This window comes from Roseateles sp. GW821-FHT09G09, from assembly GCF_059415965.1.
Genome location: NZ_JBWKOG010000003.1, coordinates 589440 through 607813, shown reverse-complemented (window position 1 = coordinate 607813; position 18374 = coordinate 589440). Strand labels below are relative to the sequence as shown.

The following is an 18374-nucleotide window of genomic DNA, read 5'->3' as shown; positions in this document are numbered from 1 at the left end:
AACGACACGGAAGCTGGCCCGCCGTCACGCAGACGCAAAAAAGCCCCGCAAGCGGGGCTTGGGGTTCCTGGCGGCGGCTGGGGCCCCGGGATGGACGGGCTGGCAGTTAGCTCGCTTCGCCCATCTGGCTCTGGAGCCAATTCTGTTCGCCGATCTGCGCGATCAGCTCGATCTGCGTCTCCAGATGGTCGATGTGCTCTTCCGTGTCGGCGAGGATCTCCTCGAGCACCTCACGGGAGATGTAGTCGCGCACGCTCTCGCAGTAGGCGATGGCTTCCTTCAGCAGCGGATGGCTGCCCATCTCGATCTTCAGGTCGCAGTGCTGGGCCTCGACGGCGTTCTCGCCGATGTAGAGCTTGCCCAGGTCCTGCAGGTTGGGCAGGCCTTCCAGCAGCAGGATGCGATCCATCAGCTTGTCGGCGTGCTTCATCTCCTCGATGGACTCGGCGTACTCGTGCTTGGCCAAGCGCTCCAGGCCCCAGCTCTTGTACATCTTGTAGTGCAGGAAGTACTGGTTGATCGCGGTCAGCTCGTTCTTCAGCTGCGCGTTCAAGTACTCGATGACCTTGGCGTCGCCCTTCATGTTCTTCTCCTGGGAATTCGGTGGGATGGGGCGCATTGTCGTCATCCCTACGGCGATTGGGGACAAGACCCATCAGGCCCGCTCTGCATGCGAAGTATTCGCAGCCCGTTTCCATCAACGCAGCCCGTTTCCATCAAGAAAAAAGCAATCGCCGCGATTCCTGGTTGCTATTGCGAATAGTTCTCATTAAGATGCTTCGCATGAATGCCCACCACCACTCCCATCTCGAAGCCCTGCAAGCCGTTGCGCTGGACAGCGCACGGGTCGCCGCAGGTTCGCCGCGCGAAGCGGTTCCGCTGGTCCAGCGCCGCCGCATCAGCAGCCAGGCGCTGATGGGCAACGACCGCGAGGTCGAGATCGAACACGCCGGCTCGCTCTACCGGCTGCGTGTGACGTCGCTGGGCAAGCTCATCCTGACCAAGTGATCCGCTGAGCGGCGCGGCCGGCCGAGGACCGGTCCGCCCGCTCGCGATCCCCGTCTCCGTTTCCCTTTCCGCCCCCTCTGCCGGCCGTCCGCGAGGACCGCCCGCCCGCACCAGCCCGCGTCGTGCCAGCCCGTGCGAGATCCAAGAACTACAAGGATTTCGTCACCATGCAACTGCGCCCGACGCCCGTCGCGCTCGCCCTGTCGTTGGCTTTCCCGCTGGCTTTCGCGCCAGCCTTCGCCCAGACCCAGCCGGCTTCCACGACCCCTTCGACCGCCGCGAAAGCCGCGACCGCCGAGAACCCCCAGCAACTCGGCGAACTGACCGTCTCCGCGACCCGCACCGAACGCGCGGTCGACGCGGTGCCCAACACGGTCACGGTCAGGAACCGCCAGCAGCTCGACCGCCGCGATGCGCGCGACCTGAAGGACCTGCTGTCCGACGAGGTCGACCTCGACGTGAAGGCCATGACCCCGCGCTTCACGGCGGCGGGCGCGTCCACGGGCCGCTCGGGCAATGAAGGCATCAACATCCGCGGCCTGGAAGGCAACCGGGTGCTGATGATGGTCGACGGCATCCGCGTGCCGCAGAGCTTCGCCTTCGGCGCGTTCGCGAGCGGCCGGGCCGACTTCGTCGACCTCAACAGCCTGGCGAGCGTCGAGGTCCTGCGCGGCCCGACATCCACCTCCTACGGCAGCGACGGTCTGGCCGGGGCGCTGAGCCTTCGCACGCTGTCGCCGGAGGACCTGCTGGTCAACGGCAGGACCTTCGCCGGCTTCGCCAAGCTGACCGGCATGAGCGTGGACGACTCCAAGCGCGCCAGCGCCGCCGTCGCCTTCGGCGCGGGCGACTGGAGCAGCCTGGTGCAGGCCACGGTCCAGCGCGGCCATGAGACGAAGAACGAGGGCGACAACGACGCGCCCAACGCCACGCGCACCAAGCCCAATCCGACCGACTTCGAGACCAACAGCGTGATGGCCAAGCTCGGCTATCGCGTGAACGCGAACCACCGGCTGATGGGCACGCTCGAGTATCGCGAGCGCAAGATCGACACCAACGTGCTGACGGCCGTGACCGCGCCGCCGGCGACCGGCACGCTGCCCGCCACCGCGGTGCTGGGTCTGGTCGCGCATGACAAGCTGGAGCGCACGCGGGTTTCGCTGGAGCACCGCTACGAGGACCTCAACGCGACCTGGCTGCAGCAGGCGACCACGCACGTCTACCTGCAGGACAGCGAGACGCGCCAGTTCTCCTACGAAGACCGCAACACCGCCGCCGATCGCACGCGACTGGGCACCTACAAGGAACGCGTGATCGGCCTGAGCTCGCAGGCGCAGACGCAGCTCGCCAACCAGCGCCTGAGCTACGGCGTCGACCTCAGCCGCAACACCATCGAGGGCGTGCGCGACGGCACGGTCCCACCGGCGGGCGAAACCTTCCCGAGCAAGCCCTTCCCCGACACGACGTACACGCTGGCCGGCGCCTTCGTGCAGGACGAGATCGAGGCCGGCGACCTCACGATCATTCCCGCGCTGCGCTTCGAGCACTACAAGCTGTCGCCGAAGCAGGACGGCTACAGCGGCCAGATCGTCTCGCTGTCGGACCGGGCGGTGACGCCGCGCATCGGGCTGATCTGGCGCGCGACGCCTTCCGTCCAGCCCTATGTGAACTGGGCGCAGGGCTTCCGCGCGCCGACGCCGGACCAGGTGAACAACGGCTTCGCCAACCCGATCCAGGGTTACCAGAGCATCGGCAATCCCGACCTGAAGGCGGAGCACGCCAACAGCTGGGAACTGGGCCTGCGCGGCAAGCTGATGGAGACGCTGCGCTGGCAGTTGAGCGCCTACGACAACCGCTACCGCGACTTCATCTCGCAGGAGATGGTGCGCGGCTCCTTCACGCCGGCGGACCCGGCGATCTTCCAGTACGTGAACCTGAGCCAGGCCCGGATCAAGGGCGTCGAGGCCCGCTTCGTCTGGGACATCTCGTCGACCTTCAACCTCAATGCGTCGGTGGCGAAGTCGCGCGGCCACAGCATCGAGAACGGCGTGGAGACGCCGCTCGACAGCATCCAGCCGCTGCGCGGAAAGATCGGCGCGCGCTACGAATCCGGCCCCTGGTCCGTCGAGGGCAGCTGGCTGCACAGCGCCGGCAAGAAGCCCTCGAACGTCAGCACCGCCGGCCAGTACATGCCGAAGAAGTACGACGTCGTCGACCTCGGCGGCGCTTACCGCGTCGACAAGACCTTCTCGATCTCGGCCTACGTCACCAACCTCTTCGACAAGAAGTACTGGCGCTGGGGTGACGTGACCGGCATCAGCACGGCCACGCCCGCGACCCTGGCCGTGATCGACAGCTACACCGCCCCCGGCCGCGCCTTCCAGGTGACCCTGCGCGCCGATTTCTGATCAGGAGTCGTTCCCCATGCATGCCAGCTTCACCGCCCTGCGTCAGGCCTTCGCCACGGCGCGCCAGGAGCGCAAGGCCCGCCACCGCGACATCGCCAGCGACCTGCGCATCTCCGAAGGCGAGCTGCTCGCCGCGCACACCGGCCCGTTCGCCGACGACGAGTCGCCGCTGCGCGCGCGCCGCCTCCGCGCCGAGTGGCAGGACCTGATCGCGGCGCTCGAGCCGCTCGGCCCGGTGATGGCGCTCACCCGCAACGAGTCCTGCGTGCACGAGAAGGTCGGCGTCTACACCGCCGTCAGCGCGATGGGGCCGCAGCGCCAGGTGGGACTGGTGCTGGGCGGCGCGATCGACCTGCGCGTCTTCTACAGCCACTGGCGTCACGGCTTCGCCGTCGCCGAGCGGCTGTCCGACGGCGCGTTGCAGCGCAGCCTGCAGTTCTTCGACGCCGCGGGCCAGGCCGTCCACAAGGTCTTCGTGAAGCCGGAGAGCGAGCTCGCCGCCTACGAGGCGCTGGTCGCGCGCTTCCTGGCGGAGGACCAGCAACCCGGTTTCGAGCCGGGCGACGCGTGGCAGGAGCCGGCGGAGATCCCCGACGAGCGCATCGACGTCGCGGCCTTCCGCGGCGAGTGGGCCTCGCTGCGCGACACGCACGACTTCTTCGGCCTGCTCGAGCGTCACGGCCTGAGCCGCACGCAGGCGCTGCGTCTGGCCGAGCCGCGCTTCGCGCAGCCGCTGGCGCTGTCCAGCGCGCAGGAGCTGCTGAGCCGCGCCGCGCAGCAGAACGTCTCGATCATGGTCTTCGTCGGCAACCCCGGGATGATCCAGATCCACAGCGGGCCGGTGAACAAGGTCGCGATGATGGGCCCGTGGATCAACGTGCTGGATCCCGGCTTCAACCTGCACCTGCGCGAGGACCACATCGCCTCCGCGTGGCTGGTGCGCAAGCCGACGGTCGACGGGCTGGTGTGCTCGCTGGAGCTGTTCGACGCACAGGGCCGCACGATCGCGATGATGTTCGGCGAACGCAAGCCCGGCCAGGCCGAGCGCTGCGACTGGCGCAAGCTGCTGGAGAGCCTTGTGGAAGGCGCGCCGGCGGAGACCCCGCCGTGCTGAGCCGCCGGCACGTCCTGTCGCTGGCGCCGGCCGCGGCGCTGCTGTCCATCGGTGGCCGCGCCTGGGCCGCGCCGCAGCGCGTCATCGCCGTCGGCGGCGCGCTGACCGAGCTGATCTATGCGCTGGGCGCGCAGGGCGAGCTCGTCGGCGTGGACAGCACCTCGCTGTACCCGTCGGCCGCGACGAAGCTGCCCAACGTCGGTTATGCGCGCACGCTCGCCGCCGAAGGCCTGCTGTCGCTCGCGCCGACGATGGTCGTCGCCACCGAGGAAGCCGGCCCGCCCGCCGTGCTGCGTCAGCTCGAAGCTGCGAAGGTGCCGCTGCACGTGCTGCGCGCGGAGCACCGCTTCGAAGGCGTGCTCGAACGCACCCGGGCGCTGGGCGAGTTGCTCGGCCGCCAGCAGCAGGCCTCGGCCCTGTCGCAGCAGCTGCAGGCCGAATGGGCCGCGAGCCGCGCCCAGGTGACGAAGCTCGCCGCCGGCCATCGCGCGCCGCGCGTGCTCTTCGTGCTCTCGAACGCGGCCAACCAGGCGCGCATCGCCGGTTCCGCCACGGCAGCCGACGCGATGATCGGCTACGCCGCCGCGACCAACGCGCTGGGCGATGCGCAGGGCTACAAGATGCTCTCGCCCGAAGCCGCGATCGCCGCGGCGCCGGACGTGATTCTCGCGACGACGCAAGGCCTCGAAGCCAGCGGCGGCATCGACGGCCTGCTGAAGCTGCCGGGCTTGGCGCAGACGCCGGCCGGCCAGAACCGGCGCGTGGTCGTGATGGAAACGATGGCGCTGCTCGGCTTCGGGCCGCGCACGCCGCAGGCGTTGACGACGCTCGCACAGGCCTTGCATGCGCCGGCGGTTGCGGGCAAGACGGCGTGAGCATCGAGCGGCGTTCAGCACGACGTTCGGCACGACGGACAACGCGATGAACTCGGTCGGATCCGCCCTGCCCTCGCCGCTCGCCTCGGTGCCGGCACGGCGCGCGTGGTCGCGCCCGATGCTGCTGACGGCGGCGCTGGTGTTGACGGTGATCGTGGCGGTGCAGTTCGGCGCGGTGCCGATCGCGGCCGCCGACTGGTTCAACGGCCCGTGGAGCGACGCGCCCAAGACCGGCGGCGCGCACGTGCTGTGGCAGCTGCGGCTGCCGCGCCTCGGGCTGACGCTCGCGGTGGGCGCGGCGCTCGGCTTGGCCGGCGCGCTCAGCCAGGCGCTGTTCCGCAATCCCATGGCCGAGCCCAGCCTGCTCGGCGTCACCAGCGGCGCGGCTGCGGCGGTGGCGCTCACCCTCACCGTCTTTGCGAGCATGCACGCTGTGCTGCCGGCGGAAGCCCGCCTGTGGCTGCTGCCGGTGGTCGGCTTCGCCGGCGCGCTGGCGGTGTGTTTCTCGCTGGACCGCCTGTCGCGCTGGCTCGCGCCGGGCTCGATCGCGGCGCTGCTGCTGTGCGGTCTCGCGCTGCAGGCGATGACCTTCGCGGTCGTCGGCCTGTGCAGCTTCATCGCCAACGACGAGCAGCTGCGCGCGATCAACTTCTGGACGCTGGGATCGCTGGCCGGCGCCAACTGGATCATGGCCGCGGTGATGGGCGGCGCGCTGCTGGTGCTGGGCACGCTCGCGCTGCGCGTCGCGCCGCGCCTGAATGCGCTCGCGCTCGGCGAAGCGGCGGCCGCGCATGTCGGCATCGACGTCGAGCGTCTGCGCTGGCAATGCATCACCATGGTGGCGCTGCTCTCTGCGCTGGCGGTGGCGTGGTGCGGGAACATCGGTTTCATCGGCCTGATGGCACCCCACCTGGCGCGGCAACTCGTCGGCGCGGACCAGCGCCAGGTGCTGCCCAACGCGATGCTCGCGGGCGCGCTGCTGCTGGTCGTTGCGGACACCTTCGCGCGGACGCTGGCCGTGCCGGCGGAGATCCCCGTCGGCGTGTTCAGCGCGCTGATCGGCGCGCCATGGTTCCTGTTCCTGCTGCGCGGCACGGTGCGCCGCATGGGGAGCGCGTGATGGGCGCCCTGCTGAGCTTGCAGGACGTGCGCGTGACGCTGGGGAACGCTGCGATCGGCCCGCTGACGCTGCGCGTCGATCCGGGCGAACGCATCGCGATCCTTGGCCCGAGCGGCGCCGGCAAATCGACGTTGCTGCGACTCATCGCGCGTGAGCTGCGTCCCGCGGCGGGTACGCTGCATTTCGACGGTCAGCCGCTGGGCGCGTGGTCGCCGGCGGCGCTCGCGCAGCGCCGCGCGGTACTGCCGCAGCAGCACGGTGTCGCCTTCGGACTGCCGGTCGAGCTCGTCGTCGCTCTCGGCCGCGTCGCGCGACAAGGCGACGGGCGCCAGGACGCGATCGTGCGCGAGGCGCTGGCGCAAGCGCAGGCCGAGCACCTGCACGGTCGCCGCTTCGACACCTTGTCCGGCGGCGAACAGGCGCGTGTCCAGCTGGCGCGCGTGTTCGCGCAGGCCTGGGATGCGCGCGACGGACTGCTGCTCGTCGACGAGCCGGTGGCCGCGCTCGATCCGGGCCTGAGCGTCTCGCTGATGGCGGCGATGTCCGACTTCGCTACACAGCGCGGGCATGCGCTGGTGGCGGTGCTGCACGACCTCAACCTCGCGATGAATCACTTCGACCGGCTGTGGCTCATGAAGGCGGGTCGGCTGCTGGCCGACTGCGACGCCCTGCCGTCGACCTTGCCGCTGCTGGAACAGCTCTACGACACGCGCCTGCGGCTGCTGCGCGATGAACACGGTCTCGCGATCCTGCCGATGCTGGCCGGCGCGGTGGGAGCGCGCGCATGAGTCCTCGTTGGACCGGCTGGGCCGTGACCGGGGCGATCCACGCGGCCATGCTGCTGGCGCTGGCGAGCGCCTTCGCGCCCCAGCGACCGCCCGCGCCCGTGCCGCTGACGATCAGCGCACGTCTGGTGCCTTCGAAGCCGACGTCGGAATCGACGACTCCGTCGTCCATTCCCATCGAACTGCCCCGCTCAGCGTTGAGCGTTCCTCCGACGCCGGACATCCCGCCGCCGCCCGTGCAGATAGAGATCACGCCGCCGATCGCCGTCGCGGCGACGCCGCTGCGATTCGATCCCCCTGCGGCCGCGCCTTCCGATCAGGGCGCCGCCGCGGCCCGCCCTGTCGCGGTTGCCGCCGTCTCGACCACGGCGACGGCGTCCCCGCCGGCTCCCGCAACCGTTCAGGCACCCGCGACCACCGATGTCCCGGTCCAGATGCCTGCCGACCATCGCGCCTGCAGCGCCCGGCAGATCGAGCGTCACTATCCGGGGATGCTGCGCGATCGCGGCATCGAGGGTCGGGTCGTGCTGCGCGTGAAGGTCGACGCCGACGGTCACGCGGCCGAGGTCGTCGTGGCCGGCGGCAGCGGCTGGCGCCTGCTGGACGAGGCGGCGCGGCGCGTCGCCGAATCCTGTCCCTTCGTCCCAGCCCGACGCGGCGACCAGCGACTGGTCAGCTGGGTCGAGTACCCGGTGCGCTTCGCGCTCCAAGCGTCCCCCTTGCAGTAAGGAGTCCACCCATGTGCGACAAGCCCACCTCCCCTTCGCTCCTGAGCCTCCTGGCGCGCGCCGACGCGGGCACTTCCGGCCTGCCGGGCGATTCCCCGTTGCTGGCCTCCGCCGCGAACGCGGTGACGGGGGGCGGCGTGTTCATGCAGGAAGGCGACACCGTGCCCGCCGCGGTGGCCGGTCTGCCGCTGGCGCAAGCCCTGGCACGTGGCGACTCCATCTCCTCGTCATCGTCATCGTCCTCATCGTCTTCGTCGTCCTCATCCGACGACACGCCAGTGCCGCGCGGCTCGCGCCGTCGCCGCCTGTGGGAATTGCCCGCGCAGGCGCTCTGCCCGGTGATCGGCGTGTGCCTGCCGATGCCGGTGCTGCGTCGCAAGCTGGGCAAGATGCTCGGCGGCGAGGCGCTGGCCAACGACTACGAGATGCACTGCGGCGCGATCAACGAATGCGCGCGTCGCGGGCCGATCTCCGAGATGCTTCAGAAGGAGCTGGACCAGCGCTTCTCGATCGCGCTGCGGCAGTCGTCGCAGCACAAGACGGCGGAGTCGCTGACGCGCTGGTGGAACGCCGCGCAACAGGGCAACGACGTCGGCGGCGCGTTGTGGGGCGCGTTGACGCATGCGCGTTGCGACGCGGCGCTGCAGGAGCAGGTGCTGCGCGACATCCACATGCTGCAGCACCAGGTCGGCGCGGCGAACCGCGCGGACCTCCAGCGACTCGACGAGCTGCAGGACGAGCACGCGATCCTCACGCGCGAGCTGGCGCAAGCGCAGTCGCGCAGCACGCGGCTGCTGGCGGAACGGGCACGCGAGCTGGAGCTGTCGCAGGCCGAATGCCTGCGCCTGCGCGGCGAGCTGCTGGCGCGCGACACGCTGGCGGCGGGGCTGCGCGAGGAGCTGCAGCAGTTGGAGGACAGCATCCCCGGCCTGCGCCACCGCCATGAACAGGCGAAGCACCTGCAGACGCAGCAGGACCGCATCCATCAACTGGAGCGGGCGCTGCTGACCTCGCGGCAGCAGGCGGAGCGCGAGCAGCGCCGGGCGGACGAGCTGCAGCAGGCGCTGGCGCAGTCGGAGCGGCAGCTGGCACAGCAGCAGACGCAAACGGCGCAGCAGTCCGAATCACAGCCGGGCTCGGAGTCCGCGCTGCCGTCGCTCGACGAGCGCTCGGTGCTGTGCGTCGGCGGCCGGCCGGCGGTGGTGCCGATCTATCGCCAGCTGATCGAGCGCACCGGCGGGCGCTTCCTGCACCACGATGGCGGCGAGGAAGACGCCGTCTCCAAGCTCGACGCGAGCCTGGCGGCGGCGGACCTGGTGATCTGCCAGACCGGCTGCATCAGCCACGACGCCTACTGGCGCGTGAAGGACCACTGCAAGCGCCACAACAAGAAGTGCGTCTACATCGAATCGCCGAGCGCGAGCGGCATGCGCCGCGCGCTGGGGTCCTTGGGCAGCGCCGATCAGGAAGAAACTGCGGCCCTGCAACCGGGCCAGGAAAGCTGAGCGAGTTCACGCATCGCTCCTGCGGGCTCCCTCTCCCGCTTGCGGGAGAGGGTGGGGGTGAGGGCCAGCGCCCTCGGCAGTCAGCCGTACACCGCGCGCCGCACATCCTTTTGCAATGCCTCGTTGAACGGAAACTTCGGGCGAGGAACACGAACGCAACGCGGCTCGCCAAGGTGCCCCCAGAGTGGGTTTAAGAGCCCATTGAATCAATCAATGAGAATCAAACACTCTCTCCATACACTACAACTCTCCCCCCGTCCTGCAGTCTCTGCCCAATAAACTGGTGTAAATAGAAATCGGAATTTAGAACAGCACAAGCGCGAATGAACGCATGACGTGGATCGGTGAGGCCCTCATGCTTCACGCACTTCAGGGCCAAGCATTTATCCTTAATGCGCGACGTACCGAAACTCAGCGATGTATTGTCTTTATCAAGCACCGCGTGCGCGAATTCATTTCGAATTTCTCGAAGGATGTGCAGGTCCGAATGAATTGCATCGCTGGTCATAGCCAAAAGTCTTGCGAGATCAATTTTCGCAGCTAGAGCCGACATTGGTCCGCTCTTACGAAAGAGGCGATCCCAAGCTCCAGGATGCGTATCAACAAACGCCTGAATCGCAGCAACGAGCGCCTCTTCAATCCACGCGACACCCACAATCGCGACACCTCGATCGCTCTGAGTTTGAAGCTCAGCGATTAATGGCAATGATCGAGCAATAGCCTCATCTGAGGGAAATGCACTCATTAACGCTCCAGCAGTTAATCATCAAACATTAGGCAATCACGCAATCACCCCAAAATTAGACATTTCTACCAAACCACATCAGCTTTTTCTTATAGGGCCGCATTACGCTTTCGTAAATGTTTATATATTCAATATTCAAGGGAGCGGAGACAAGCTCGCTCTCACAGCATCACGACTTTCTGCAAAGTTTATCTCACCCTCTTCTTCGGAGAGTTCAATTAAAACTATTTCTTCACCCGGCAGGATACCGCGCATTTCAACCGCATGAACAAATTTTGACCAATGTTTGTCATGCGGTAGAGATGGCATCCAATCAATGATGGATGGTTTCGTCGAAGCTCCGTCACCCACCGTTATGGCTTAAACAATCAATGGCACCGAACCATTGTTTCGCAATCTAACCTGCAAACAATTCTCATAATCTCCAAGGACAACCTCCGGCAAAGGACGAGCGGAAAGAACGTTATGACGACGTTGATTACTTAAGGTGCCAATGGAGATGTATAGCGAGATGACCGATATGAGAAGAGCCAAAGTTGCTGCCGCAGCACTAGCCAAAGCACCGAAGGCATTGGCGGAATTTGCATCCTCCCTTAGCAGCGATATCAATTCCTGCATTGACTATCCTCGTTCTACAGTTCATGGCTTCGGGATCAGGCGGCGCATTTTCCTGCTCTGCCATCCCTAACCGCTTAGTTTACGCACTCCAGTGGCCAAGGACCCATTCCCACTTCCGAGTGTTGTAGTCGTAACGCCAATGGGCCTTGATCCACTTTGTCTTACCCAACGGACGAATAGTCTTCATGTTTTGCATTCGGTCAATCGGCTTTGGTGGCTTCGGTGGGTGAATCTTTTTGATTGCCATTTACTCCTCCTTTGATCGAAAAATATGCAGCGACAGCCGATTGGCCGCTGCGGCTAAGTTACAGTCAGCGCTTGAACCGTTGCCTGCGCCAACACGGCAGTTGCGGCCAAGATTGCACCAATCGAGTTCCATTTGGCTTGAGCACGCAAGGTTTCTCGTACCTCCCACCCATCAAAGGTCACCCCTGAGAGATTTGCAACAGTGCCATTTTTCAACGCCGCGCTTCTTCTCATTTCAAGTGCCGCCTCTCTAGAAACCTTCACTTGGCTTGCATATAACCAAGCAGCAGCAGATGCAAGCCCAGAGACTATCGATAGTATTGTCAGCAGAAACATACAACAGCGAACCTTTCCTTCGTGCGAGTCGCAGGGACATCTGTCCCTCTTGATCTATAGAACGGTTTACGAAGATATTTCCCGACATCGAAATCTACGAGAAAACCCGGATAAAGCATCTGAATTGAGTTCAGATACGGAGATGGGAACACGAGTGGTGCGCGCTCGAAATCGACGCTCGCGATTCCGCTGACAAGCTATCGTCAGTATCGACAAAGCTTTCAAGTCTCCAAGAAAAATGGCTTCGGACAAGACATCTCCCGACGCTTGAACGACAGCCCAGTCTCAGCGCCTGACGCGTAGCCCACGTCCAGATCGGCTGCTCATCCAGAGGATTCCGCTGAACGCCGCGAGCGACGTCAGCGCCAGGCCAAAGCCCATCGGATTCGTGGTCATTGAACCGAATCGGGCACAACGGGGTTCCGAATAGCTTTTCGCGCGAGGCGCCAGGGCCTCACATTGGACAGGCGTTCCGGACTTGCTCATGTAGCCCCTGCCCGGTTCTGCAAAGCCCATTTCTATCGTTACCGCAGCCGAAAGCAGGAACGCGGGAATGCAGAGAATCTGAAGGCCGATCCATAGCGCGCGACTGCGCGCTGGGTCCGACAGTCTGCGACTCATTCGTGGCGCTCCGCCCACGCCTTCAAGACACGCACCGGCTCAACTTCCTCCGCGGGCCACAAGGCGATCCGATAGAAGTCATCGCCTTCCAGCCCGTCATCATCGATGACGTCCAGGCCGCCGTACATCGCCATGACGTGATAGCGACCGGGATTGACGTCGAGCCGAAGGACCTCACCACCGGTGCACTCGTGGATCTGGAGCACGCCAGAAGGCAATGCGAGTCCGCACTGGACGACATGGTCGTAGCCGTTCCAGTCCAGCATCGGATTGCTGGCGTGGACCTCCACCGTCACCGGCACCATCATGTTCCGGATCGGACAGATGACCACCAGGTTCTCAGCCACCTTTGCCCGATGTCCGACGTCTTCGCCGGACCAATCCAATGGCGACGACGGCTTGACGACACCGTCCTGAATGTAGAACTGGTGGTAATCGGCGAAGACCTCAATGTCGAATCTCATCCTTGCATTTTCTCAGCCGTACACCGCGCGCCGCACATCCTTGTGCAACGCCTCGTCGAACGGGACCTTCTGGGCGAAGAACACGACCGCGAGCTGGTTCGCCGGGTCCACCCAGAACAGCGTCGAAGCCGCGCCGCCCCAGGAGAACTCACCCACCACACTGGCGGGCTCGTCGGCCGTGGTCGGCGCGATGCGCACCGAGCCTCCAAGCCCGAATCCAAGTCCCGGACTCTTCAGGAAGTGGCGCGACGAGATGGCCGGGTCCAGGTGATCGACGAGCATGACCTTCACGGTCGCCGGGCGCAGCACGCGCACGCCGTCGAGCTCGCCCTCGCCCAGCAGCATGCGCGCGAAGCGCAGGTAGTCGTCGATGGGGCCGATCAGGCCTGCGCCGCCGCTGGCGAAGAGGAAGGGCACCTCGGGCTCGCGTTGCGCGGGGCCGTCGGCGCCGAAGCGGTAGGTCGCCGCCCGCCGGTCCTTGACCGCGTCGGGCTGCGTCCAGTCCGTCTCCTTCATGCCCAGCGGCCGCAGGATGTGGCGGCGCACGTGCGCATCGAAGGGCTCCTCGCCCAGCACTTCCACCAGGCGCGCCACGATGTCCGTCGAGGTGCCGTACTGCCAGGCCGTGCCCGGCTCGTGACGCAGCGGCAGCGCCGCGACAGCGCGGCTGAACGCAGCCAGGTCGCGCGAGGTCTCCAGCGGATTCGCCGCGCGGAACGCGCGATCGGCCGGGCCGTCTTCCATCGCATACGTGAGGCCCGACGTGTGCCGCAGCACGTCGCGCACGAGGACGGGACGCTCCGCCGGCCGCTCGCCACGACCGTCGTCCGCATGGACGCGCATGCTCTTGAACTCCGGCAGGTAGAGCGCGATCGGATCGTCCAGACGGAAGCGCCCGGCGTCCCACAGGCGCATGAGCGCCACCGACGCCACCGGTTTGGTCATCGACCAGATGCGCGCCAGCGTGTCGCGGGCCATCGGCCGCCGGGCCTCGCGGTCCGACAGGCCGAAGGCGCCGAAGTAGCGCTCGGTCCCGCCTTGCCAGACGACCGCCGACACGCCCACGGCGCGACCGTCAGCGACCACGCCGCGGAGCATCCGCTCGATGCGCTTCGGCGAGATCGACACGGACGCGCCGCCCGGTCGGGGCGCGCCGCTCGATCCGCCTGTGACGGCGGTTGCAGCGGCAGCGGCAGTTGCGGCGATGGCCGCGGTCGGCGCGGCCAGGGCCACGCCGAGGATGTGGCGACGGGAAGGTGCTTGCATCATGGACCGATGCTAGAGCCGTACCCGCATGTAATCGTTCCGTCCGTCGGCGCCGTTGATCTGGACTTTCCCGACCACCGGTTCAAGGGAACCTCACGGCCCGGACGCCGAGCGTCTTCGCTTCGCCTGACCTTCTTTCGGGCCAAGGCTGCCGCTTGTCGCCGCACCCGGTCACCGTTCTCCCAGTCGCCCAACTGTTACCGCAACCATCATCGTATTGATCACAATGACCGGTCCTGCACGCCTGTTGCCGCATTGACCATGACCCTCGCCTTCGCCCGCCGCGCCCGCCGCCTGATCACCCTCCTGTGCCTCGCGGCCGCCTCGACGGCGCATGCCGACATCGTCATCGGCCAGGTGGCCCCGTTCACCGGACCGCAGGCGGTCACCGGCAAGGCGATCCGCGCCGGCGCCAAGCTGTGGATCGACGACGTCAATGCGCGCGGCGGCATCCGCGGCCAGAAGATCAAGCTCGTCACCCGCGACGACGCGAACAAGCCCGAGGACACCGTCCGTCTGGTCAAGGAGCTGATCGGCGCCGACGCGCCCACCGCCCTGATCGGCACCGTCGGCACCTCCAACCTCGAGGCCCTCAAGCAGGATGGCGTGCTCGAGAAGACCCACGTGTCCATGGTCGGCGCCGTCTCCGGCGCCAACAGCGTGATCACCGCGCGCAACATGTACCCGGTCAAGGCCAGCTACCGCGAGGAGGTCGACCGCCTCTTCAAGCAGCTCGGCGAGATGGGCCGCACCAAGGTCGCGGTCGTCTACCAGGACGACGGCCTGGGCCGCGACGCGCTCGCCGGCGCGCAGGCGTCGGCCAAGACCTACGGCCTCACGCTGGTCGCGCAGTCCGGCTACGCCCGCAACACGACCGAGGTCGGCAAGGCGGTGGCCGACATGATCAAGCAGTCGCCCGACGTGATCTTCCTCGCCGCGACCACCGCGGCCGCCATCGAGTTCACCGACAAGTACCAGACCGCGGGCGGCCGCGCCGCCCTGTACGGCATGTCCATCATCGACGTGCAGGCGCTGCTGGCCAAGCTCGGCCCGGACCGCGCCCGTGGATTCGCGTTCTCGCTGGTGCTGCCGACGGACGACCGCGCCGACCGCGAAGTCGTCCGCGACTACCAGCGCCTGCGCGGCAATGCCAAGGACGCGGACCTGTCCTCGCGCTCGCTCGAAGGCTTCATCGCCGCCCGTGCGCTCGTGAAGGCGTTGGAACGCACGCCGGCCGCGGGCCCGGCCGGACTGACCGACACGCTGGAACGCGGCTTCGACGTCGACGTCGGCGGCCATCGCCTGACCTTCGGCAAGGGCCCGACCTCGCGCTACGTGGACTTCGCCGTGCTCGGCGTCGGCGGCAAGCTGGTGCGTTGAGCACGGCGCGGCCGAGGGCCGCAAGTCAAACCCCGGCTGGTCACCAATGCTCCGCGTCCGGCGGCGGCACGACCCAGCCGTGCTTCCGGCTCTCGTAGACCGACACGGTCGGCGCCGGGAAGTTCGGCTCCGCGAATGCGCCGACCGGGATGGCGACGTAGTCCGGCATCGCGTCCATCTCGTAGTACACCGTCGCGCCGCAGGTCGGGCAGAAGTGGAATTTGGCGTTCGTGCCTTCGTCACCGGTGATCGTGTACGTCGACGACACGCCGGACGGGGTCACGTCTTGACGACGGAACCTGGCCTGCTGGGCGAAGGGGCCGCCCGTCCGGCGCTGGCAGTTCAGGCAATGGCAGATGGAGATGCGCACGGGCTCGCCCACGACCTGGGCCGTGAGCTGGCCGCAGCTGCAGGAGGCGAGGCGCTGAGTCATGGCGACAGACTACCACCGGCCCGGGCCGGCGGTCTCGCCGCCCAGCAGAGACCGGGTCCGGTCAGGCTTGGGCGCGCACGAAGGTGCCGATCAGCGCCATCACGATGAACAGGCTTCCCAGCACGATGGCGACCCAGTTCAGCGCGCCGAAGCGATCGTTGCGGGCTGGCCCGGCGTGACGGTCTCGTTGACGGCGTTCATCGCGCTCTGCACCGGCATCAGGAAGGCCGGAGCGACCATCGCGATCCACCATACCGGATCGGGCGCATTCCACATGAGCGAAAAGACGATCCAGGCGGCCGCCAAGCCGCCGGCACTGAGCGCGTCTTTCGCACTCATGTCCTCGCCCAGCTGCGAGTCACGCACACGCCCGAACAGCGACCAGACGAAGAACACCGCGAAGATCGCGCGCATCGCCGGCAGGATGGACGACTTCTCCCGGTCGCGCACCCGCTTCCATCGCTGATAGAGCCAGTAGACGCCGTAGAGCTGGAGCGTGACGGTGCACATCACCAGCAGCTTGAGCGGCGAGACGGAGAACCACATCGGCTGGCCCAGGGCCTGCTCGGACGCGACGGCCTCGACGCGGGCCTGGGAAATGCCTCAGGTCCCGATCTACCCTTTCCTTGCCTGGGTGCGTGACGGATTGAGCACCCTTCCTTCCATCGCATACGCCCCGCCGCCTCGCACGACGACGTAGGCCGCGAGCACCGCCATCAGCACCGGGTATTCGATGCCCCGGTCGATCCACGGCCAGGTCGGGCCGAGCGCGACGCAGATGCCGATCATCTCCATCGTGAACGCCAGCGCCACCCAGCGCGTGCAGAAGCCGATGGCCAGTGACACCGCGCCGACGGTCTCCAGCAGCATGACGAGGAACGCCAGCTGCGGCGCGAAGGGCAGGCCCATCACCAGATCGATGAGCCGGATGGAGCCGGCCATCGGATCCGCCATCGACCCGTGCGAAGTCCCCAGCGCCTTCGGCAGTCCATGCGTGAACAGGATGGCGCCGAAGGCGAACCGCAGCAGCGCATACGCCGCCGGTTCCAGGCGGGCGGCCGCGCCGCGTAGCGGCGTCACACGCCGTGAATCCGGAAGGGGGACGGTGGCCATCGCGGAGACTCTCCAGTTGCTGGTCGAGCGCATTCTTCGGATCCGAGCCCCGCCGGTCGAGATGCGCTCATGAGCTTGTGAATTCAACGCCTCTCAACAATGACCGCGCCCACGCTGCGCGGATCGTCACGAGGGCAACACCTGGATACCGGCGCGCCCTCCGACTTGCCACCGCACAACCGCTTGTCACCAACGAAGCGAAGTTCCGAGGGTTTTCCCGCGAGACATACTGAAAGCGCTTTCAGATAGTCATGCGGAGAGGCGGCGGCGCATCGACGAGCGATCGGCGGCGCGCCAGCGGCCCCACGGCTTACTTGATCTCGGGCGTCGACACCGGTCCTTGCGGCCGGCCCCCCTGGAGACGCCGCTCCTGTCCTTCGCGCGCGTCTCCTCCATCCCCACCATTGGTTCCGAGGAGATCCCATGACACGCTGGATTCGATCGCTTGCCGCGGTTGCGCTCGCCCTGACGGGCGTCGCGGCGCAGGCACAAAACTGGCAACTCGTCTGGCAGGACGAATTCACCAACGGCATCGGCCCGCAATGGCGGTTCGAGACCGGCACCGGCTCGGGCGGCTGGGGCAACAACGAGCTGCAGTACTACCGACGCGAGAACGCCACCATCGAGAACGGCCAGCTCGTCATCACCGCCAGGCGCGAGGACTTCGGCGGCATGCGCTACACGTCGGCGCGGATGACGACGCAAGGCCTGGCCACCTTCAAGTACGGCCGCATCGAAGCACGCATCAAGGCGCCGTCGAGCTCGGGCATGTGGCCGGCGTTCTGGATGCTGGGCAGCAACATCACGTCGGTGGGCTGGCCCGCGTCGGGCGAGATCGACATCATGGAGCACGTCAACGCTGAGTCCGATGTTTACGGCACCATCCACTGGCAGGGACCGGACGGCGGTCACGCCTCGTACGGCGGCCACACGGCCACCAACGTCGCGGACTATCACGTCTACGCGGTCGAGTGGGACGAGAAGTTCCTGCGCTGGTTCGTCGACGGCCGCGAGTTCCACGTCGCCGACATCACCAACAGCGTCAACAGCACCGAGGAATTCCATCGCGACTTCTTCCTGCTGCTGAACCTGGCGGTGGGCGGCAACTGGCCGCAGTGGAACATCGACGAGAGCCGGCTGCCCGCGAAGATGTACGTGGACTACGTGCGCGTCTACAAGAAGGACGGCGCGACGCCGGCGTTCACGACGACGCTGCAGGCGGCCAACTTCGCGCTGCAATCGGGCATGCAGCTCGAGGCTTCGAGCGAAGGCGGCCAGAACCTCGGCTGGATCGACACTGGCGACTGGGCGGTGTGGAACCTCAACCTGCCGCAGGGCGGGACCTACACGGTCGAGTACCGCGTCGCCAGCCTGAACGGCGGCGGCAGCCTGCAGCTGGAGATGGCGGGCGGCACGCCGGTGTACGGCGCGCTCGGCGTGCCGTCGACGGGCGGGTGGCAGAACTGGACGACCATCTCGCACCGCGTGACGCTGCCGGCCGGCCAGCAGCAGATCGCGGTGAAGGCCAATGGGCCGGGGTGGAACCTGCGGTCGGTGAAGATCACGAAGTCATAGTCGGCTCGTGTCACTGAAGTGCCGCGGCCAACGC

General features: G+C 66.9%; 18 protein-coding genes. 10 read left to right on the top strand and 8 right to left on the bottom strand.

Annotated elements, in window-relative coordinates:
* Positions 1-106: 106 nt before the first annotated feature.
* Entirely contained in the window at positions 107-583 is a 477-nt protein-coding gene (gene bfr, locus AC07O8_RS11240; protein ID WP_067277196.1) for a bacterioferritin, read from the bottom strand.
* Between the two features lie 200 nt (positions 584-783).
* Here bfr and hemP point away from each other — a divergent pair, with 200 nt between their 5' ends.
* The 8 genes from hemP to AC07O8_RS11200 all read left to right on the top strand — a co-directional run bounded on the left by hemP (position 784) and on the right by AC07O8_RS11200 (position 9543).
* Positions 784-1008: a hemin uptake protein HemP gene (hemP, locus tag AC07O8_RS11235; RefSeq protein ID WP_483109025.1), complete on the top strand. Its 225-nt coding sequence runs from the start codon at positions 784-786 to the stop codon at positions 1006-1008.
* A gap of 167 nt (positions 1009-1175) precedes the next feature.
* Positions 1176-3416, top strand: coding sequence for a TonB-dependent hemoglobin/transferrin/lactoferrin family receptor (locus AC07O8_RS11230; RefSeq protein WP_495048081.1), 2241 nt, complete (start codon positions 1176-1178; stop codon positions 3414-3416).
* 16 nt (positions 3417-3432) lie between these two features.
* Positions 3433-4530: a hemin-degrading factor gene (locus tag AC07O8_RS11225; RefSeq protein ID WP_495048080.1), complete on the top strand. Its 1098-nt coding sequence runs from the start codon at positions 3433-3435 to the stop codon at positions 4528-4530.
* On the top strand, positions 4524-5405 hold the full coding sequence (locus tag AC07O8_RS11220) for a heme/hemin ABC transporter substrate-binding protein (RefSeq protein ID WP_495048079.1): 882 nt from the start codon (positions 4524-4526) through the stop codon (positions 5403-5405). Before AC07O8_RS11225 ends, AC07O8_RS11220 begins: the two co-directional genes overlap by 7 nt.
* 46 nt (positions 5406-5451) lie before the next feature.
* A complete protein-coding gene (locus tag AC07O8_RS11215; RefSeq protein ID WP_495048078.1) occupies positions 5452-6525 on the top strand; it encodes a FecCD family ABC transporter permease in 1074 nt (357 codons plus the stop codon).
* Positions 6525-7313 (top strand): ATP-binding cassette domain-containing protein, encoded by a 789-nt coding sequence (locus tag AC07O8_RS11210; protein WP_495048077.1) that lies wholly within the window; start codon positions 6525-6527, stop codon positions 7311-7313. The genes AC07O8_RS11215 and AC07O8_RS11210 overlap by 1 nt, the downstream gene beginning before the upstream one ends.
* On the top strand, positions 7310-8038 hold the full coding sequence (locus AC07O8_RS11205) for an energy transducer TonB (RefSeq protein WP_495048076.1): 729 nt from the start codon (positions 7310-7312) through the stop codon (positions 8036-8038). Before AC07O8_RS11210 ends, AC07O8_RS11205 begins: the two co-directional genes overlap by 4 nt.
* An 11-nt stretch (positions 8039-8049) precedes the next feature.
* A complete protein-coding gene (locus AC07O8_RS11200) occupies positions 8050-9543 on the top strand; it encodes a DUF2325 domain-containing protein (RefSeq protein ID WP_495048075.1) in 1494 nt (497 codons plus the stop codon).
* Between the two features lie 220 nt (positions 9544-9763).
* On the opposite strand, the gene AC07O8_RS11195 is transcribed toward AC07O8_RS11200, so the two are convergent.
* The 4 genes from AC07O8_RS11195 to AC07O8_RS11180 form a co-directional block, all read right to left on the bottom strand.
* Positions 9764-10288 carry a hypothetical protein gene (locus AC07O8_RS11195; protein WP_495048074.1) on the bottom strand — a complete coding sequence of 175 codons (525 nt, stop codon included), beginning with the start codon at positions 10286-10288 and terminating at the stop codon, positions 9764-9766.
* 918 nt (positions 10289-11206) lie between these two features.
* Entirely contained in the window at positions 11207-11488 is a 282-nt protein-coding gene (locus AC07O8_RS11190; protein WP_495048073.1) for a hypothetical protein, read from the bottom strand.
* A gap of 617 nt (positions 11489-12105) precedes the next feature.
* Entirely contained in the window at positions 12106-12573 is a 468-nt protein-coding gene (locus AC07O8_RS11185; RefSeq protein ID WP_495048072.1) for a hypothetical protein, read from the bottom strand.
* A 12-nt stretch (positions 12574-12585) separates the two neighbouring features.
* Positions 12586-13839, bottom strand: coding sequence for a serine hydrolase domain-containing protein (locus tag AC07O8_RS11180; protein ID WP_495048071.1), 1254 nt, complete (start codon positions 13837-13839; stop codon positions 12586-12588).
* A 261-nt stretch (positions 13840-14100) separates the two neighbouring features.
* Here AC07O8_RS11180 and AC07O8_RS11175 point away from each other — a divergent pair, with 261 nt between their 5' ends.
* Positions 14101-15219 (top strand): ABC transporter substrate-binding protein, encoded by a 1119-nt coding sequence (locus tag AC07O8_RS11175; RefSeq protein ID WP_495048070.1) that lies wholly within the window; start codon positions 14101-14103, stop codon positions 15217-15219.
* A gap of 40 nt (positions 15220-15259) precedes the next feature.
* Here the strand turns inward: AC07O8_RS11175 and AC07O8_RS11170 are convergent, their stop codons facing one another.
* The 3 genes from AC07O8_RS11170 to AC07O8_RS11160 all read right to left on the bottom strand — a co-directional run bounded on the left by AC07O8_RS11170 (position 15260) and on the right by AC07O8_RS11160 (position 16765).
* Complete coding sequence (locus AC07O8_RS11170; protein WP_495048069.1) at positions 15260-15652, bottom strand: GFA family protein; 393 nt, start codon at positions 15650-15652, stop codon at positions 15260-15262.
* Between the two features lie 138 nt (positions 15653-15790).
* Positions 15791-16198: a hypothetical protein gene (locus AC07O8_RS11165; protein ID WP_495048068.1), complete on the bottom strand. Its 408-nt coding sequence runs from the start codon at positions 16196-16198 to the stop codon at positions 15791-15793.
* 69 nt (positions 16199-16267) lie between these two features.
* Positions 16268-16765 carry a DoxX family protein gene (locus AC07O8_RS11160; protein WP_495048067.1) on the bottom strand — a complete coding sequence of 166 codons (498 nt, stop codon included), beginning with the start codon at positions 16763-16765 and terminating at the stop codon, positions 16268-16270.
* A gap of 423 nt (positions 16766-17188) precedes the next feature.
* Here AC07O8_RS11160 and AC07O8_RS11155 point away from each other — a divergent pair, with 423 nt between their 5' ends.
* On the top strand, positions 17189-18340 hold the full coding sequence (locus tag AC07O8_RS11155) for a carbohydrate-binding protein (protein WP_495048066.1): 1152 nt from the start codon (positions 17189-17191) through the stop codon (positions 18338-18340).
* Positions 18341-18374 lie beyond the last annotated feature (34 nt).

What these genes read in the sequence shown, in the direction of transcription:
- bfr (WP_067277196.1), bottom strand. Translation starts at nt 583, where the DNA reads ATGAAGGGCGACGCCAAGGTCATCGAGTACTTGAACGCGCAGCTGAAG.
- hemP (WP_483109025.1), top strand. Translation starts at nt 784, where the DNA reads ATGAATGCCCACCACCACTCCCATCTCGAAGCCCTGCAAGCCGTTGCG.
- AC07O8_RS11230 (WP_495048081.1), top strand. Translation starts at nt 1,176, where the DNA reads ATGCAACTGCGCCCGACGCCCGTCGCGCTCGCCCTGTCGTTGGCTTTC.
- AC07O8_RS11225 (WP_495048080.1), top strand. Translation starts at nt 3,433, where the DNA reads ATGCATGCCAGCTTCACCGCCCTGCGTCAGGCCTTCGCCACGGCGCGC.
- AC07O8_RS11215 (WP_495048078.1), top strand. Translation starts at nt 5,452, where the DNA reads ATGAACTCGGTCGGATCCGCCCTGCCCTCGCCGCTCGCCTCGGTGCCG.
- AC07O8_RS11210 (WP_495048077.1), top strand. Translation starts at nt 6,525, where the DNA reads ATGGGCGCCCTGCTGAGCTTGCAGGACGTGCGCGTGACGCTGGGGAAC.
- AC07O8_RS11205 (WP_495048076.1), top strand. Translation starts at nt 7,310, where the DNA reads ATGAGTCCTCGTTGGACCGGCTGGGCCGTGACCGGGGCGATCCACGCG.
- AC07O8_RS11200 (WP_495048075.1), top strand. Translation starts at nt 8,050, where the DNA reads ATGTGCGACAAGCCCACCTCCCCTTCGCTCCTGAGCCTCCTGGCGCGC.
- AC07O8_RS11195 (WP_495048074.1), bottom strand. Translation starts at nt 10,288, where the DNA reads ATGAGTGCATTTCCCTCAGATGAGGCTATTGCTCGATCATTGCCATTA.
- AC07O8_RS11190 (WP_495048073.1), bottom strand. Translation starts at nt 11,488, where the DNA reads ATGTTTCTGCTGACAATACTATCGATAGTCTCTGGGCTTGCATCTGCT.
- AC07O8_RS11185 (WP_495048072.1), bottom strand. Translation starts at nt 12,573, where the DNA reads ATGAGATTCGACATTGAGGTCTTCGCCGATTACCACCAGTTCTACATT.
- AC07O8_RS11180 (WP_495048071.1), bottom strand. Translation starts at nt 13,839, where the DNA reads ATGCAAGCACCTTCCCGTCGCCACATCCTCGGCGTGGCCCTGGCCGCG.
- AC07O8_RS11175 (WP_495048070.1), top strand. Translation starts at nt 14,101, where the DNA reads ATGACCCTCGCCTTCGCCCGCCGCGCCCGCCGCCTGATCACCCTCCTG.
- AC07O8_RS11170 (WP_495048069.1), bottom strand. Translation starts at nt 15,652, where the DNA reads ATGACTCAGCGCCTCGCCTCCTGCAGCTGCGGCCAGCTCACGGCCCAG.
- AC07O8_RS11165 (WP_495048068.1), bottom strand. Translation starts at nt 16,198, where the DNA reads ATGTGGTTCTCCGTCTCGCCGCTCAAGCTGCTGGTGATGTGCACCGTC.
- AC07O8_RS11160 (WP_495048067.1), bottom strand. Translation starts at nt 16,765, where the DNA reads ATGGCCACCGTCCCCCTTCCGGATTCACGGCGTGTGACGCCGCTACGC.
- AC07O8_RS11155 (WP_495048066.1), top strand. Translation starts at nt 17,189, where the DNA reads ATGACACGCTGGATTCGATCGCTTGCCGCGGTTGCGCTCGCCCTGACG.